Raw genomic sequence first — 14292 nt, forward strand, 5'->3', positions numbered from 1 at the left:
CGCCCGCACGCCGGCATCGACGGAGGTGGTCATAATCGCAGGACACCGGCTGAGGAAGGACCGCATGAACGTCGACATCCCCCGCGATCTGCGGACCCGGCGCCGCCTGGACACCCACCAGGAGATCCACCGGGCTGCCCTCGAGTTGTTCGAGGAACAGGGCGTCCGCGAGACCACCGTCCAGCAGATCTCCGACCGGGTCGGCATCTCGGCCCGCACCTTCTTCCGGTACTTCACCTCCAAGGAGCAGGCCGCCCTGCCCGGACAGCGCCGCCTGCTCCTGGTGATCGACGCCCTGGAGGTCTCCGGCCCGGATCCCGCCGCCGTCCTGAGAAGCGTCGAGGCCGCCGCGGAGGCGGTGATGAGCCGGGAGACCGACCCCGACCTGGAGGAACACCGGCGCGTCGCGCGCCTGCTGGCGAAAGAGCCCGACCTGCAGGCGCTCGCCGCATCGCAGGAGCAGGTCCTCACGTCCCGCCTCCGGGCCCGCCTGACCGAACAGCTCCCGCACTACGACCCGGCGACGATCCTGCTGGTCGCCGAGACGGCCGTGGCCGTGTGGCGCACGAGCTGGGAGCGTTGGGGCGAACTCGCCCTCGCGGGCGAGGCCGCGGAACCGGTGGAGGTCTACCGCCGCTGCCGCGAGGAGTTGCGGCGCATCGTCGGCTGAGACCGCAATCGCACTGCCCGAGCCGCGATCGGCCGTCCGTCCGCGGTGTGGTCGGCATCCACACCCATCCGGCCCGCCCCGACCGTTCCGGGCCGCGGCCGCGTACTGCAGGATGGGCGGGTGCCCGAACCCACCCGCCTCGTCGCCGACGTCGACACCGGCATCGACGATGCACTCGCCCTGCTCTACCTGCTGGCGAGTCCGGACGCGGAGCTCGTCGCGGTGCTCTCCACCGCGGGGAACGTGCCCGTGCAGCAGGTCACCACGAACAACCTGGCGTGGCTGCAGGTGTGCGGCCGGCCGGACATCGAGGTCGCCGTCGGCTCCGAGGCCCCGCTCGTCGCGCCGCTGATGACCACCGAGGACACGCACGGCCCGCGCGGCGTCGGTTACGCCGACCTGCCCGCCCCCGGACGCGGCCCGTCGGGCCGCAGCGCCGCCGAGGCATGGGTGGAGCTGACCCGCGCCCACCCCGGCGAACTCGTCGGGCTCGTCACCGGTCCGCTCACCAATCTCGCACTGGCGGTCCGGCTCGACCCGGAACTCCCCCACCGGTTGCGTCGTCTGGTCGTGATGGGCGGGGCGTTCAACTACCCGGGCAACACCACACCCACCTCCGAGTGGAACGTCGCGGTGGACCCCGAGGCCGCGAAGGCGGTGTTCGACGCGTTCTCCGCGGTCGAGCCCGGCCGTCGGCCGATCGTGTGCTCGCTCGACACCACCGAGTCCATCGCGATGCGACCCGAACACCTGCGACGGCTCGCCGAGACCGCGGGGAGCGTGCCGGCCGAAATCCTCTCGCCGGACGATCCGCGCGGACTGCGCTCGGAGGCGTCCCACCCGGTCGTGCGGTACCTGTCCGACGCCCTGCGCTTCTACATGGAATTCCACCGCGATCAGGATCAGGGTTTCCTGGCACACGTCCACGATCCGTTCGCGGCGGCGGTCGCCCTGGGAGCGGTGCCCGTCACCACCCGTCCGGCGACGGTCGACGTCGAACTCGACGGCCGGCTCACCCGCGGCACCACCGTCGCCGACTGGTCCGGCATGTGGGGCCGGCAACCGAACGCCGAGATCGTCGTCGCCACCGACCCGCCGCTGTTCTTCGACCACCTCGTCGAGCGGGTCGGGGCGCACCTCGCCGCGCTGTCCCGGACGCACGTCTGACCGAACGCCTGTGGCCGAATGTCACACCGGCTCGATCTGATCGAACCGGTGTGACATTCGGCCACAAGGGGTTTCGCGGAGGCGGGTCAGGCGCGTGCCAGCACCTTCTCTTCCGGCTCGGCGGCGACGGCCGGCTTCGGCTCGGCGACCGGACCGTGGCCGTCGTCGACCATGGTCTCCTCGTCGAACGGGATGCGGCCGGCGAGGACGTCGCGGACGCGGCCGCGGTCGACGGTGCCGGTCCACGTTCCCACCAGCAGGGTGGCGACGGCGTTGCCGGAGAAGTTGGTGACCGCGCGCGCCTCGGACATGAACCGGTCGATGCCGACGATGAGGCCGACGCCGTCGAGCAGCTCCGGACGGTGGCTCTGCAGGCCGCCGGCGAGCGTGGCCAGGCCCGCGCCGCTCACTCCGGCCGCGCCCTTCGACGCGACGATCATGAACACCAGCAGGGAGAGCTGCTCGGCCAGGGACAGCGGCGAACCGAGCGCATCGGCGATGAAGAGCGAGGCCATCGTCAGGTAGATGGCGGTGCCGTCCAGGTTGAACGAGTAGCCGGTGGGGACCACGACGCCGACGGTGGTGCGCTCGACACCGACGTGCTCCATCTTCGCGATGAGCCGGGGCAGCGCGGACTCGGACGAGGACGTCGCGAAGATCAGCAGGTATTCGCGGGCCAGGTACTTGACCAGCTTGAAGATCGACACCCCGGACACCATGCGCAGCAGGGAGCCCAGCACACCGAACACGAACAGCACGCAGGTGAGGTAGAACCCGATCATGAGGGTGCCGAGCTGGACGACCGCGCCGAGACCGGTCTGCCCGACCACGTTGGCGATGGCGCCGAAGGCACCGATCGGAGCGAGCCACAGGATCATCGACAGGATCTTGAACACGAGCTTCTGCACGTAGCCGATGCCTCGCAGGACCGGCTCGCCGGTCTTCCCGAGGGCCTGCAGCGCGAAGCCGACCAGCAGTGCGACGAACAGGGTCTGCAGCACGCTGCCCTCGGTCAGCGCCGACAGCAGCGACGTGGGGATGATCGACGCGATGAAGTCCATGGTCCCGCCCGCGGCGTGGGCCTTGTCGGCCAGCGCGGCACCGGTGCCGGCGGTCTCCGGAGAGAGGTTCAGGCCGCTGCCCGGATCGAGCAGGTTACCCACCCCCAGGCCGATAGCGAGCGCGACGGTGGACATGCCGAGGAAGTACACCATCGCCAGGCCGCCGACCTTGCCGACGCTGGCGGCGGCCCGCACCGAGCCGATGCCGAGGACGATCGTGCAGAAGATGACCGGGCTGATCATCATCTTGATGAGATCGACGAACATCGTACCGAGGACGCCGAACGACTTGGCGACGTCCGGGGCGAGCCAGCCGACGAGGACGCCGGCCACCACCGCCACGATGACACCGACGTAGAGCCAGTGCGTCCGGTCTTTGCGCTTGGCCGGCGACTTGGCACCGGGTGGCCGGGAGTCTGTGGACGTGCTCATGGCGGATCCTCTCGGATGGGACGTTTCGGGGGACTTCGTGATCGCGGTCACGTTCCTGATAGAAATGGTGGTAGCGCAGCCTCACCCGGTGAAGATTGCGTTCATTTCGTTCAGGTGATGTCGCGCTCACGAGGCGGACCCACCGGCATCCGGAAGGAGTACGTCCGTGCCGCCGACCGCGCACCGGCCGTCGATGAGCGTGGCACGTCAGCTGCTGGTGCTGCAGCTGGCTGTGCTCGCCCTGGTCATCGCCGCAGGTACCGTCCTCGTCGGGATCGACGAGCGCCGCGACAGCGACGACGCCACCCGCCGCACCGTCCTCGCCATCGCCGAATCCCTGGCCGGGTCCGACTCGACGGCCGCGGCGCTGCGCACGCCGGACCCGACCGCGGTGCTGCAACCGCGCACCGAACGGATCCGGGAGGCGACGGGCACCGACTTCATCGTGGTGATGGCGCCGGACCGGACCCGGTACACCCACACCGACCCCGCGATGATCGGTCTGCCGTTCAGCGGCAACATCGAACCGGCCCTCGCCGGCACCGCGTTCACCGAGACCTACGCCGGCTCGCTCGGCCCGTCCATCCGGGCGGTGGCGCCGATCCTCGACGACGAACGCGTCGTCGGCCTGGTCGCCGTCGGCGTCACCCGCGCGAAGGTCGCCGACCAGTTCGCCCGTGGGCTGCCCGCCCTCCTGGGCCTGTCGGCCGCGGCCCTGGCCGTCGCGGCCGCCGGCGCCGTGCTCGTCAGCCGGCGCCTGCGCCGCCAGACCCTCGGACTCGCACCGGACGAGCTGCGCCGGCTCTACGAGCACCACGACGCGGTCCTCCACGCGATCGGCGAGGGCCTGATCGTGCTCGGCACCGACGAGCCCGCACGTGTGGAGGTCGTCAACGACGAGGCGCGGCGCCTGCTCGGCCTCGGCGACGGCCCGGTCACGACGGAGGACCTGCCCGAGGCGCTGCGGGTGGCCGGCTCGGACCCGGACGCCCGCGGCGACGTACTTCTCACCGAGGACCGCGTCCTGGTCGTCGACCGCAGCCCGGTGCAGTGGGAGGACCGACGGATCGCCACGGTGATGACGTTGCGGGATCGCACCGAATTGCGGAGGGTGCTGGGCGAACTGGACTCGGTGCGCGGATTCGCCGACGCGCTGCGCGCGCAGGCGCACGAGTCGGCGAACCGGCTGCACACCATCGTCACGATGGTCGAACTGGGACGCCCCGAGGAGGCGGTCGCGTTCGCGACGGAGGAGCTACGCCTGTCGCAGCAGCTCATCGACCGGCTCACCGCGTCGGTGCAGGAACCCGCGCTGGTCGCCCTGCTGCTGGGGAAGATCAACGACGCCGCCGAGCGCGGCGTGGAGCTGACAGTCACCGACGACACCGCACTGGGCGCGACGCCGCTCGGCACCCGGGACCTGGTGACGCTCGTCGGCAACCTGGTGGACAACGCCATCGACGCCGCGCGGGCCGTCGACGAGCCCTGGGTGGAAGTGACGATACGGCAGGATGATTCGAACATGATCGTCGAGGTGGCGGACAGCGGGCCGGGGATGTCGCCGGAAACCCTCGCCCGTGCCATGGCGCGGGGCTACTCCACGAAGGCGGACCACCACGGCCTGGGCCTGGCCCTCGTCGCGCAGGTGGTGGCGCGGCACCGCGGCACTCTGCGGACCGAACCGTCGCTGGGTTCGATGGTCGTCGCGGAGATCCCCCTGCAGGCCGAGCACGGAGGCGGCGCACGATGATTCGCGTCCTCGTCGTGGAGGACGAGCCCCGCATCGCCGATGCCCACCGCGCCTACGTCGATCGGCTGCCGCAGTTCAGGGTCGTCGCCGTCGCCAACACCGGGCAGGCCGCGCTGCGCGCCGTCGCCGACGCCGCGCGGACCGCCGAGCCGGTGGATCTGGTGTTGCTGGACATCGGCCTGCCCGACATGAGCGGCCTCGACGTGGCTGCAGCGATGAGCGGGATCCGCCCGAGCCCGGACATCATCGCCGTCACCTCCGCCCGCGACCTCGAGGTCGTCCGCACCGCCGTCGCCCGGGGCATCGTGCTGTATCTGCTCAAGCCGTTCACATTCGCGGCCCTGAGCGACAAGCTCGACCACTACCTGGCCTACCGCGACGCGCTCGGCGCGTCGGGCACGGCCACCGGCCAGCACGACATCGACCGGGCGATGGCTGCGCTGCGGACCTCCGATCCGCGCGCCTCGTCCCCGAAAGGCGTTGCGCCGCAAACCCTCGATGCGGTGGCCCGGTGCCTGCGGGACGCGTCGCGCCCGCTGACGGCCGCCGAGGTGGGCAGCGCGGTGGGCGTGTCCCGGGTGACGGCGTGGCGGTATCTGGAGCGCCTGGCCGACGACGGCGTCGCCTCCCGGCACACCGAGTACGGCCGTGCCGGCCGTCCGCAGATCCGCTACGCCCCGCGCTGAGCGGCGGCCGTTGTGGCCGAATGTCACACCGTGTCGTTTACATCGAACGCGTGTGACATTCGGCCCCGGCGGTTCTCAGCCGCGGTATGCCCCGGAGGTCTCGAGCACCCACGCGAACTCGAAGGCCACCTCGCGCCACTTCTCGTACCGGCCGGACACGCCGCCGTGGCCGGCGCTCATCTCCGTCTTGAGCAGCAACGGGGCGTCACCGGTCTTGGTGGCGCGCAGCTTGGCCACCCACTTGGCCGGCTCGACGTAGAGCACCCGGGTGTCGTTGAGGCTGGTGATCGCGAGGATCGCCGGGTAGTCCTTCGCCTCGACGTTCTCGTACGGGCTGTACGAGCGCATGTACTCGTACACCTCGGGGTTGTCGAGGGGGTTTCCCCACTCGTCCCATTCGATCACCGTCAGCGGCAGCGACGGATCGAGGATCGACGTGAGCGGGTCGACGAACGGCACGTTCGCAAGGATCCCGGCGAACAGCTCCGGCGCCAGGTTCGCCACCGCGCCCATCAACAGGCCACCCGCGCTGCCGCCGTCGGCGACGAGCCGGTCCGGGCCGGTGACACCGGCGTCGATCAGGTGCCGTGCGCAGGCGACGAAGTCGGTGAAGGTGTTCTTCTTCGCCAGCGTCTTGCCGTTCTCGTACCAGTGCCGGCCCATCTCGCCGCCGCCCCGCACGTGCGCCACCGCGAAGACCATGCCCCGGTCGAGGAGCGACAGGCGCGCCACCGAGAAACCGGGGTCGATGCTGGCCTCGTACGACCCGTAACCGTAGAGCAGCGCCGGCGAGTTCTCGGGCGTGCCCTTGCGGGTCACGATCGACAGCGGGATACGGGTGCCGTCCTCGGCCACCGCCCAGTCCCGGCGCTGTTCGTAGTTCGACGGGTCGAAGTCACCGAGCACCGGCTGGGCCTTGCGCAGCAACAGCTCTCCCGAATCCACGACGTAGTCGTAGACCCGGCTGGGGGTGATGAACGACGTGAAGCCGAGCCGCAGCATCGGCTGGTGCCATTCCGGATTCGCACCCGGGCCGACGGCGAAGAGCTCCTCGTCGAACTCGAGTTCGGTCAGCTCGCCGTAGCCGTCGGCGGTCAGCGGCCACACCGCGAGCCGGGTCAGCGCCTCCCGCCGGTACCCGAGAACGAGGTGCCCGGCGAACGCGTCGACGTCCTCGAGACGCACGTCGTGCCGGTGCCCGATGAGAGTGCGCAGCGCCGACGGATCGTCCACGGGCGCCTCGGCGAGGACGAAGTTCTCCGCCTTCTCGCGGGTGATCTCCCCCGTCGCGTCGTTCACCACCTCGACGACGTCGTTGTGCATGACCAGGAACCGGTCCTCGCCGCCGATGACGGCATGCTCGGCGCCGTACTCGACGCCCTCGCGGCGCGGCAGCAACACCCGGAATTCGCCGGTGGGATCCGCGGATTCGAGCACCCAGCCCTCGGTGGTGATCTTGGATCCCACCCAGATCATCAGATACTTCTCGCTGCGGGTGGTACCCACCGACACCCAGTACCGCTCGTCGGGCTCGTGGAAGACCTTGACGTCCTCGGTGTGGGACGTGCCGAGACGGTGCCGCCATACTGTGTCCGGCCGCCACGACTCGTCCACGGTGAGGTAGAAGATGTGGCTGTGGTCGATCGCCCACGTCGCGCCGGGTGCGGTCCCGGGGATCTCGTCGGCGAGCAGCTCGCCGGTGCCGAGGTTCTTGAACCGCAGCGTGTAGCGCTCGTCGCCGACGACGTCGACCGAGTACGCGAGCAGCGTCCCGTCGTGGCTGATCGAGAACGCGCCGAGGGAGAAGAACTCGTGCCCGGCCGCCTCGACGTTGCCGTCGAGCAGCACCTGCTCGCCCGGCAGTTCCACACCCGGCGCCAGCTCCGGCGGATTCCAGTCGTCGGGGTCGGCGATCGGACAGCGGCACTGGATGCTGTACTGCTTGCCCTCGACGGTACGGGCGTAGTACCACCAGTCCCCCATGCGGGTGGGCACCGACATGTCGGTTTCCTGCGTGCGGGACTTGATCTCCTCGAAGATCCGCTCCCGCAGCGGCGCCAGATGCGCGGTCTGCTTCTCGGTCCACGCGTTCTCGGCCTCGAGATGGGCGATGACCTCGGGATTCTCCTTGTCGCGGAGCCACTCGTACTCGTCGACGAAGGTGTGTCCGTGATGGACCCGCTCGGACGGGACCCGCTTGGCGATCGGCGGGGTCATGCGCTCGGCCCCCACCAGTCGGCGAACGACAGGCCCGAGATCCGTTCGTAGGCTTCGATGTAGCGCTCCCGGGTGGCGTCGACGATGTGCTGCGGCAGGGGCGGCGGCGGGGTGTCGGACGCACGGTCCCAGCCGGACTCGGGGCCCGTCAGCCAGTTGCGCACGAACTGCTTGTCGAAGCTGGGCTGCACCTTGCCGGGCTCGTAGCCCTCGGCGGGCCAGTAGCGTGACGAATCCGGGGTGAGCACTTCGTCGGCGAGGATGAGGTTGCCGTCGTCGTCGAGGCCGAACTCGAACTTCGTGTCGGCGAGCAGGATGCCCTTGTCCGCCGCGTACATCGCGGCACGGCCGTAGATGTCGAGGGTGTCCTCGCGCAGCTTCACGGCGAGATCCACGCCGACCTTGTCGGCGACCTCCTCGAAGGTGATGTTCTCGTCGTGGTCGCCGAGTTCGGCCTTGCTCGCCGGGGTGAAGATCGGATCCGGCAGCTGACTGGCCTCCACGAGGCCCTCGGGCAGCGGGACGCCGCACACCGCGCCGGTCTTCCGGTAGTCGAGCAGGCCCGACCCGGTGAGGAAGCCGCGGGCCACGCACTCGATCGGCACCATCTTCAGCCGTTTGACGACGAGGGCGCGGCCGAGGACCTCGGCGGGGATGCGTTCGTCGTCGGGCTCCCCGGCGAGGTGGTGGTTCACCTCGAGCAGGTTGAAGAAGAACACGCTCATCGCGGTGAGCACCCGGCCCTTGTCGGGGATCGGGGTGTCGAGCACGTGGTCGTATGCCGAGATCCGGTCGCTGGCCACGAGGAGCAGGTGCTCGTCGTCTATGACATACAGGTCCCGGACCTTGCCGCCGGCGAGGTGGGGGTAGGACTGGAGTGATGGACGCACGCTGCCACCCTAGTGCGCCGCGCCGACCTGCACCGCACCCCCGTCCGATCGCCGGATCGTTCACTATGACAATGATCGTGACCGGAACCCCACCCCGAACAGGAGCGTGATGTCGGCCGCACCCCGGATCGACGTGGGTCTGCGCTCGGAACGCGGACCGATTCTCGCGGCTCTGATGCTCGCCACCGCGCTCGTCGCACTCGAGAGCACCATCCTGGCCACCGCCGTCCCGACCATCGTCGCGGACCTCGGCGGCTTCACGCAGTTCCCGTGGCTGTTCTCGAGCTACCTGCTCACGCAGGCCGTGCTCGTGCCGGTCTACGGCAAGGTGTCGGACGTGTACGGGCGCAAACCCGTGCTGCTGTTCGGCATCGCGCTGTTCGCGCTGGGCTCGGCGCTGTGCGCGCTGGCGTGGAGCATGCCGGCACTGATCGCCTTCCGCGCGGTGCAGGGTCTCGGGGCGGGGGCCGTGCTGCCGATGGCGCAGACCATCGCCGGCGACATCTACACCGTCGCCGAGCGCGCAAAGGCGCAGGGCTACCTCGCGAGCGTGTGGGGCATGTCGGCGATCGTCGGCCCCGCCGTCGGCGGCGTGTTCTCCGACTATGTGTCGTGGCGGTGGATCTTCTGGGTCAACCTGCCGCTGTGTGCGCTGGCCGCGGGGGTGCTCCTGCGGGCGTTCGCCGAGCCACGGCCCCCGGCCGCCCGGCGGCGGGTGGACCTGGCCGGCGCCGCGACGCTCGCCACGGGTTCGGGTCTGCTGATCCTGGGTCTGCTCGAGGGCGGGCAGGCGTGGGCGTGGGCATCGGCGCCGAGCGCCGGGGTGTTCGCGGCCGGCACGACGCTGTTGCTGCTGTTCGTGTGGGTCGAGCGGCGGGCGCCGGAGCCGATCCTGCCGCCGTGGGTGTTCGCCCGTCGTGTGGTGCTGACCAGCAGCGCGGTCGCTGCCCTCGTCGGCGCCGTGGTGCTGGGGCTGACCTCCTACGTGCCCGCGTTCGTGCAGGGGTCACTGGGCACCACGGCACTGGTCGCGGGATTCACCCTGTCGACGATGACGATCGGCTGGCCGCTCGCGGCGGCTCGTTCCGGCTGGTTCTACCTGCGGATCGGGTTCCGCAACACCGCGATGATCGGGTCCGTGCCGGTGCTGGCCGGCACGGGTCTGCTGACGCTGCTCGACGAGCAATCGCCGGTGTGGCACGTCGCGGTGTGCTGCGTGCTGGTCGGTCTCGGGATGGGCCTGATCGCGAGCCCGGCGCTGATCTCGGCGCAGTCGAGCGTGACGTGGGCCGAGCGGGGCGTGGTGACGGGGGCGTATTCGTTCGCCCGATCGATCGGCAGCGCCGTCGGGGTCGCGGTGTTCGGCGCGCTGGCGAACTCGGCGCTGGCCGCGGACGGGGTCGCCGGGTCGGGCCCCTTGGAGCCGGAGCGGCTCGCCGACGCGGTGGCTCCGGTGTTCGTCGCCCTTCTCGTGGCCGCGGTGAGCCTGGCGGTGACGGCCGCGACGATGCCGAACCGGCCCGCCGAACCACCCGGCACCCCTTAGGTTGGAAAGGCTCACCTAAGGTGTGGGTCATGTCGAACGAAGACGGGCTGCTGCCCAGCGTCATCGAAGTCGCGAAGGTCGAGGACATCACCCCCCGCATGCGCCGCGTCACGTTCGCCGGCCGCGGGGTCGAGGTCTACGCGAGCGACCCGACCCGCGTGCCCAACATCAAACTGATCTTCCCGCGGGAGAACGGCGACCTCGACCTGCCGGTCAACACCGGCGGCCGTCGCCTCGAGTGGCCCGACCCCACGCTCAAGGCACAGGTCCGCACCTACACCGTGCGGCGGCTCGATCCCGCGGCCTCCGAGATGGACATCGACTTCGTCCGGCACGGCGACGAAGGGCTGGCCAGCGCCTGGGCCGAGCGGGCCCGTCCGGGTGACCGCATCGCGGCGGCCGGCGGCGGCGGGATCGTCGCGCCCCCGGCCGACTGGTATCTGATCGTCGGCGACGAGACGGCGCTGCCGGCGATCGGCCGCATGCTCGAACGCCTACCCGAGGGCGCCCGCGGCACCGCCGTCGTCGAGGTCGCCGACGAGGGTGAACGGCAGGATCTGCGCTCCCCCGCCGACATCGAGATCCGCTGGGTGCACCGCGACGGGGCGCCCGCGGGCACCACCACACACCTGGCCGACGCGGCGACCGCCGTGCCGATCCCCGACGGCGAATTGAAGCGGTTCGCGTGGGTCTCGGCCGAATCCGCGACTGTGCTGCGGATGCGCAGGTATCTGCGGAACGAGGCGGGCTTCGACCGCAGGTCCACCCTCGTCATCGGCTACTGGCGGCACGGCATGACCGAGACCGGGTACGGCCGTACCACGGATCACGACCGGGACTTCACCGAGCACGACGCCTGAGCCGGGCCGAGCGACGCGCGCCTTGGGCCGCCTCGGGGCCGCCCCGGGCCGCCCCGGGCCGCCCCGGGCCGAGCGAATGTATCGTCCATCTCCTCAGCGGTAGCGAGCGATACATTCGCTCGCCCCGCAGGAGGTCAGGGCGACGAGTCGGGCCCGTGCACCTGGTCGTGCAGGGCCTCCATCCGGACGTCGAGATCGCGGGCGGTCGCGGCCGCTGCCCGGAGTTCGTCGAGCAGTCCGACGGGCACCGCCTTGTCGTACTTGTAGAAGATCTTGTGTTCGAGACTGGCCCAGAAGTCCATCGCGACCGTGCGGATCTGCAGTTCGACGAACACCGGCTGCACCCGGTCGGACATGAACACGGGGACCTCGACGATCGCGTGCAGGCTCCGGTACCCGTTGGGCTTCGGATGCGCGATGTAGTCCTTGACCTGGACGACCCGGACGTCGCGCTGCCCGGTGATCAAGTCGAAGATCCGGTAGACGTCGGAGATGAAACTGCAGGTGATGCGGATGCCGGCGATGTCGTAGATGTTCTCGCGGATCGCGTCGAGGGTGAGCGGCAGGTCCTTGCGGACGGCCTTCTCGACGACCGACTCCGGTGTCTTCAGCCGCGACTTGACGTGCTCGATCGGGTTGTGGTCGTGGGTGAAGCCGAACTCCTCCCGGAGGATGTTGATCTTGGTCATCATCTCGTCGATACCGAACTTGTAGACCATCAGGACGCGGCGGAACTCCCGTTGGAGCGCGATCTGCGGCGGGTCCAGGTTGAGCTGCGCCGGCTCGACTCGTGGTTGCCTCAGCTGCACGTCGTCAGCGCCGTCCACCGTTTCCGTCACCGTCTGTCTCCTCATCGCCTTCCCGATCGAGTCTGCCAGGTCGGCCGAGGGTGCGGCCCGGCGCCGACCCGGAGCCGCGGTGACGAGCGTGAGGGCGGCACGCGGCGACCGCGCCGGAGCGGCACGGTCGCCGCGCACCCTCAGCCGGGATGGACGGGCGCAGTCGTCACCACGGCAGCGGCACCGACTGGTCGAACAGCCAGAACCCGTGCCCCTGCGGCCCGGGCTGCTGATGCTGCGGGGCCGGCTGGTGCTGCGGCGCCGGCTGCTGCTGAACCGGGGACGAACCGGGTGCGGCGCTCGCGACGCCGGCGCCGGCGCCCACTGCGGCCAACGCGATCGTCCCCGTCGCCGCGACCTTGCCCAGCTTCGTGTTCAGAACCTTCACGACTTCGCAGTCCTCTCGTCGGGGGCGAGGTGGTTCCCCGCCCGTTGGACGACTCCACACTGACCCGCGCAGCTGGCAGCAGCCTTGGGAAACCCTGCCGTTCGGCTCCGAATTCGCGGGGCGCCCGCGGTGACCACCGCGGGCGCCCCGAACGTCTGTCACGACGGATCGGCTCCGGTCCGGCTCAGCATGTCGTATCCCCCTCCGGCACAGCCAGATCGACGAGGTAACGCGCGACGGGCAGGTCGACGCACCACTGGCCGCTCAGCACCACGCCGTGCTGGGTTCCGCGGTACGTGACGAGCACCGCGTCCAGTTGCTTCGCCAGGTCCACACCCGCCTGATACGGCGTCGCCGGATCCTCGGTGGTGGAGACCACGACGATCGGGGGCAGACCGTCGACCTCCACGGCGTGCCGATCTCCCGTCGGCGGCACGGGCCAGAAGGCGCACGCACCGAGCGGCGCGTTGCCGGTGCCGCGGCCGTCGTCGAGGAACGGGGCCGCCTGCCGGGACCGGGTGTCGAGTTCACCGGCCACGGCGGGGTCGGTCACGGCGGCGTCGTCGACGCACCGCACCGCCGCCATCGCCTCGGCAGAGTTCGAGTACGAACCGTCGGCGAACCGGCCCTCGTACATGTCGGACAGCACCAGCAGTGTGTCGCCCCGGCCCTGCACCAGTTCGGCGAGCCCGTCCCGCAGGTATTCCCAGCCCTCCGGCGAGTACAGGGTCGCGATGACGCCGCTGATCGCGTTCGCGTAGCTCAGCCCCCGCGGATCCTCCGTCGCGGCCGGCCGATCGATCAGGGGATCGACCAGCGAGCGGAACCGCTCGACTGCGACCGCGGGATCGGAGCCGAGGGGGCAGTCCTCGCGGGTCGCGCACTCCGTGGCGAATGCGTCGAAGGCCTGCTGGAAACCGGCGGCCTGCCGCACCGCTTCCTCGACCGGGTCCTGCTGAGGATCGAGCGCCCCGTCGAGCACCATCGCCCGCACGTTGCCGGGAAACGCCTCCGCGTAGGCCGAACCGAGCCGGGTTCCGTAGGAGTAGCCGAGGTAGTTCAGCTTCGGGTCGCCGAGAACGGCCCGGATGACGTCCATGTCCCGCACCACGTCGCGGGTGCCCACGTGCGCCAGCACGTCGGTGCCCGTGCGTTCGGCGCAGCGCGCCGCGTACTCCCGGCGGTTCTGCTCCGCCCGGGCGATCCCCTCGGGGGTCATGTCCACCGCGGGGTCCTGCCGCCACGCGTCGGTCTCCTCGGGCGTCAGGCAGTCGATCTGCGGTGTCGACGCACCGATGCCGCGCGGGTCGAATCCGACGACGTCGAACCGCTCGGCGAGCTCGGTGCCGGCGCCGACGACGGCCATCCCGAGGCCGGACGCTCCCGGTCCACCCGGGTTGACGAGCAGCGACCCGACCTTCTCCCCCGTCGACCGTGATCGGGACAGGGCGATCTGCGCGGTATCGCCCTGGGGGTTCTCGTAATCGATCGGCACGGTCACCCGCGCGCACTCGAGCCCGGCCCCGGCCAGGTCCGATCCGTCGGTGCTGTAGCCGTCGCACGAGCCCCACTGGAGCTGCTGGGTGTAGAAGGGCTCGAGGCCCGGCGGGATCTCCCCCGCCGCCGAGGCGAAGCCGGCCGCGCCGACCGGAGACGTGAACCCGCCCACGATCAGTGCCGTCGCCGCTCCCGTTGCGGTCACGAACCGCAGGACCCGGTCCCGGGTCCTGCGCTCTCCACTCGCCGCCATGAATCGACCTGCCCTCCAGTGGTACTCGATCGGAGA

12 protein-coding genes are annotated in these 14292 nt (G+C 70.6%); 6 read left to right on the forward strand and 6 right to left on the reverse strand.

Annotated features, from left to right (window positions below):
- Positions 1 to 64: 64 nt before the first annotated feature.
- Both JYA75_RS27035 and JYA75_RS27040 read left to right on the forward strand, forming a co-directional pair.
- Positions 65 to 670: a TetR family transcriptional regulator gene (locus JYA75_RS27035; RefSeq protein WP_006931956.1), complete on the forward strand. Its 606-nt coding sequence runs from the start codon at positions 65 to 67 to the stop codon at positions 668 to 670.
- Between the two features lie 120 nt (positions 671 to 790).
- On the forward strand, positions 791 to 1837 hold the full coding sequence (locus JYA75_RS27040; protein ID WP_102800108.1) for a nucleoside hydrolase: 1047 nt from the start codon (positions 791 to 793) through the stop codon (positions 1835 to 1837).
- A gap of 86 nt (positions 1838 to 1923) precedes the next feature.
- Here the strand turns inward: JYA75_RS27040 and JYA75_RS27045 are convergent, their stop codons facing one another.
- Entirely contained in the window at positions 1924 to 3330 is a 1407-nt protein-coding gene (locus tag JYA75_RS27045) for a C4-dicarboxylate transporter DctA (protein ID WP_006931951.1), read from the reverse strand.
- Between the two features lie 193 nt (positions 3331 to 3523).
- Between JYA75_RS27045 and JYA75_RS27050 the strand changes: the two genes are divergently transcribed.
- Together JYA75_RS27050 and JYA75_RS27055 are read left to right on the forward strand one after the other, a co-directional pair.
- Complete coding sequence (locus tag JYA75_RS27050; protein ID WP_037201423.1) at positions 3524 to 5080, forward strand: sensor histidine kinase; 1557 nt, start codon at positions 3524 to 3526, stop codon at positions 5078 to 5080.
- On the forward strand, positions 5077 to 5766 hold the full coding sequence (locus tag JYA75_RS27055) for a response regulator (protein WP_006931945.1): 690 nt from the start codon (positions 5077 to 5079) through the stop codon (positions 5764 to 5766). Before JYA75_RS27050 ends, JYA75_RS27055 begins: the two co-directional genes overlap by 4 nt.
- 75 nt (positions 5767 to 5841) lie before the next feature.
- Here the strand turns inward: JYA75_RS27055 and JYA75_RS27060 are convergent, their stop codons facing one another.
- Both JYA75_RS27060 and JYA75_RS27065 read right to left on the reverse strand, forming a co-directional pair.
- Positions 5842 to 7983: a S9 family peptidase gene (locus JYA75_RS27060; protein ID WP_037201420.1), complete on the reverse strand. Its 2142-nt coding sequence runs from the start codon at positions 7981 to 7983 to the stop codon at positions 5842 to 5844.
- On the reverse strand, positions 7980 to 8873 hold the full coding sequence (locus JYA75_RS27065; RefSeq protein ID WP_006931941.1) for a phosphoribosylaminoimidazolesuccinocarboxamide synthase: 894 nt from the start codon (positions 8871 to 8873) through the stop codon (positions 7980 to 7982). Before JYA75_RS27065 ends, JYA75_RS27060 begins: the two co-directional genes overlap by 4 nt.
- Positions 8874 to 8982: 109 nt before the next feature.
- Between JYA75_RS27065 and JYA75_RS27070 the strand changes: the two genes are divergently transcribed.
- Both JYA75_RS27070 and JYA75_RS27075 read left to right on the forward strand, forming a co-directional pair.
- On the forward strand, positions 8983 to 10419 hold the full coding sequence (locus tag JYA75_RS27070; RefSeq protein ID WP_203329545.1) for an MFS transporter: 1437 nt from the start codon (positions 8983 to 8985) through the stop codon (positions 10417 to 10419).
- Positions 10420 to 10448: 29 nt separating this feature from the next.
- On the forward strand, positions 10449 to 11279 hold the full coding sequence (locus JYA75_RS27075) for a siderophore-interacting protein (protein ID WP_065922998.1): 831 nt from the start codon (positions 10449 to 10451) through the stop codon (positions 11277 to 11279).
- 134 nt (positions 11280 to 11413) lie between these two features.
- On the opposite strand, the gene JYA75_RS27080 is transcribed toward JYA75_RS27075, so the two are convergent.
- From JYA75_RS27080 to JYA75_RS27090, 3 genes are all read right to left on the reverse strand, one after another.
- The gene (locus tag JYA75_RS27080) at positions 11414 to 12106 is read right to left on the reverse strand and encodes a GTP pyrophosphokinase family protein (RefSeq protein ID WP_029541349.1); all 693 of its coding nucleotides are present in this window, start codon (positions 12104 to 12106) and stop codon (positions 11414 to 11416) included.
- Between the two features lie 178 nt (positions 12107 to 12284).
- Entirely contained in the window at positions 12285 to 12506 is a 222-nt protein-coding gene (locus JYA75_RS27085) for a hypothetical protein (protein ID WP_203329546.1), read from the reverse strand.
- A 184-nt stretch (positions 12507 to 12690) separates the two neighbouring features.
- Entirely contained in the window at positions 12691 to 14256 is a 1566-nt protein-coding gene (locus JYA75_RS27090; protein ID WP_029541344.1) for an alpha/beta hydrolase, read from the reverse strand.
- Positions 14257 to 14292 lie beyond the last annotated feature (36 nt).

The sequence above is a fragment of the Rhodococcus sp. PSBB066 genome (genome assembly GCF_017068255.1).
Lineage (GTDB): Bacteria > Actinomycetota > Actinomycetes > Mycobacteriales > Mycobacteriaceae > Rhodococcus > Rhodococcus aetherivorans.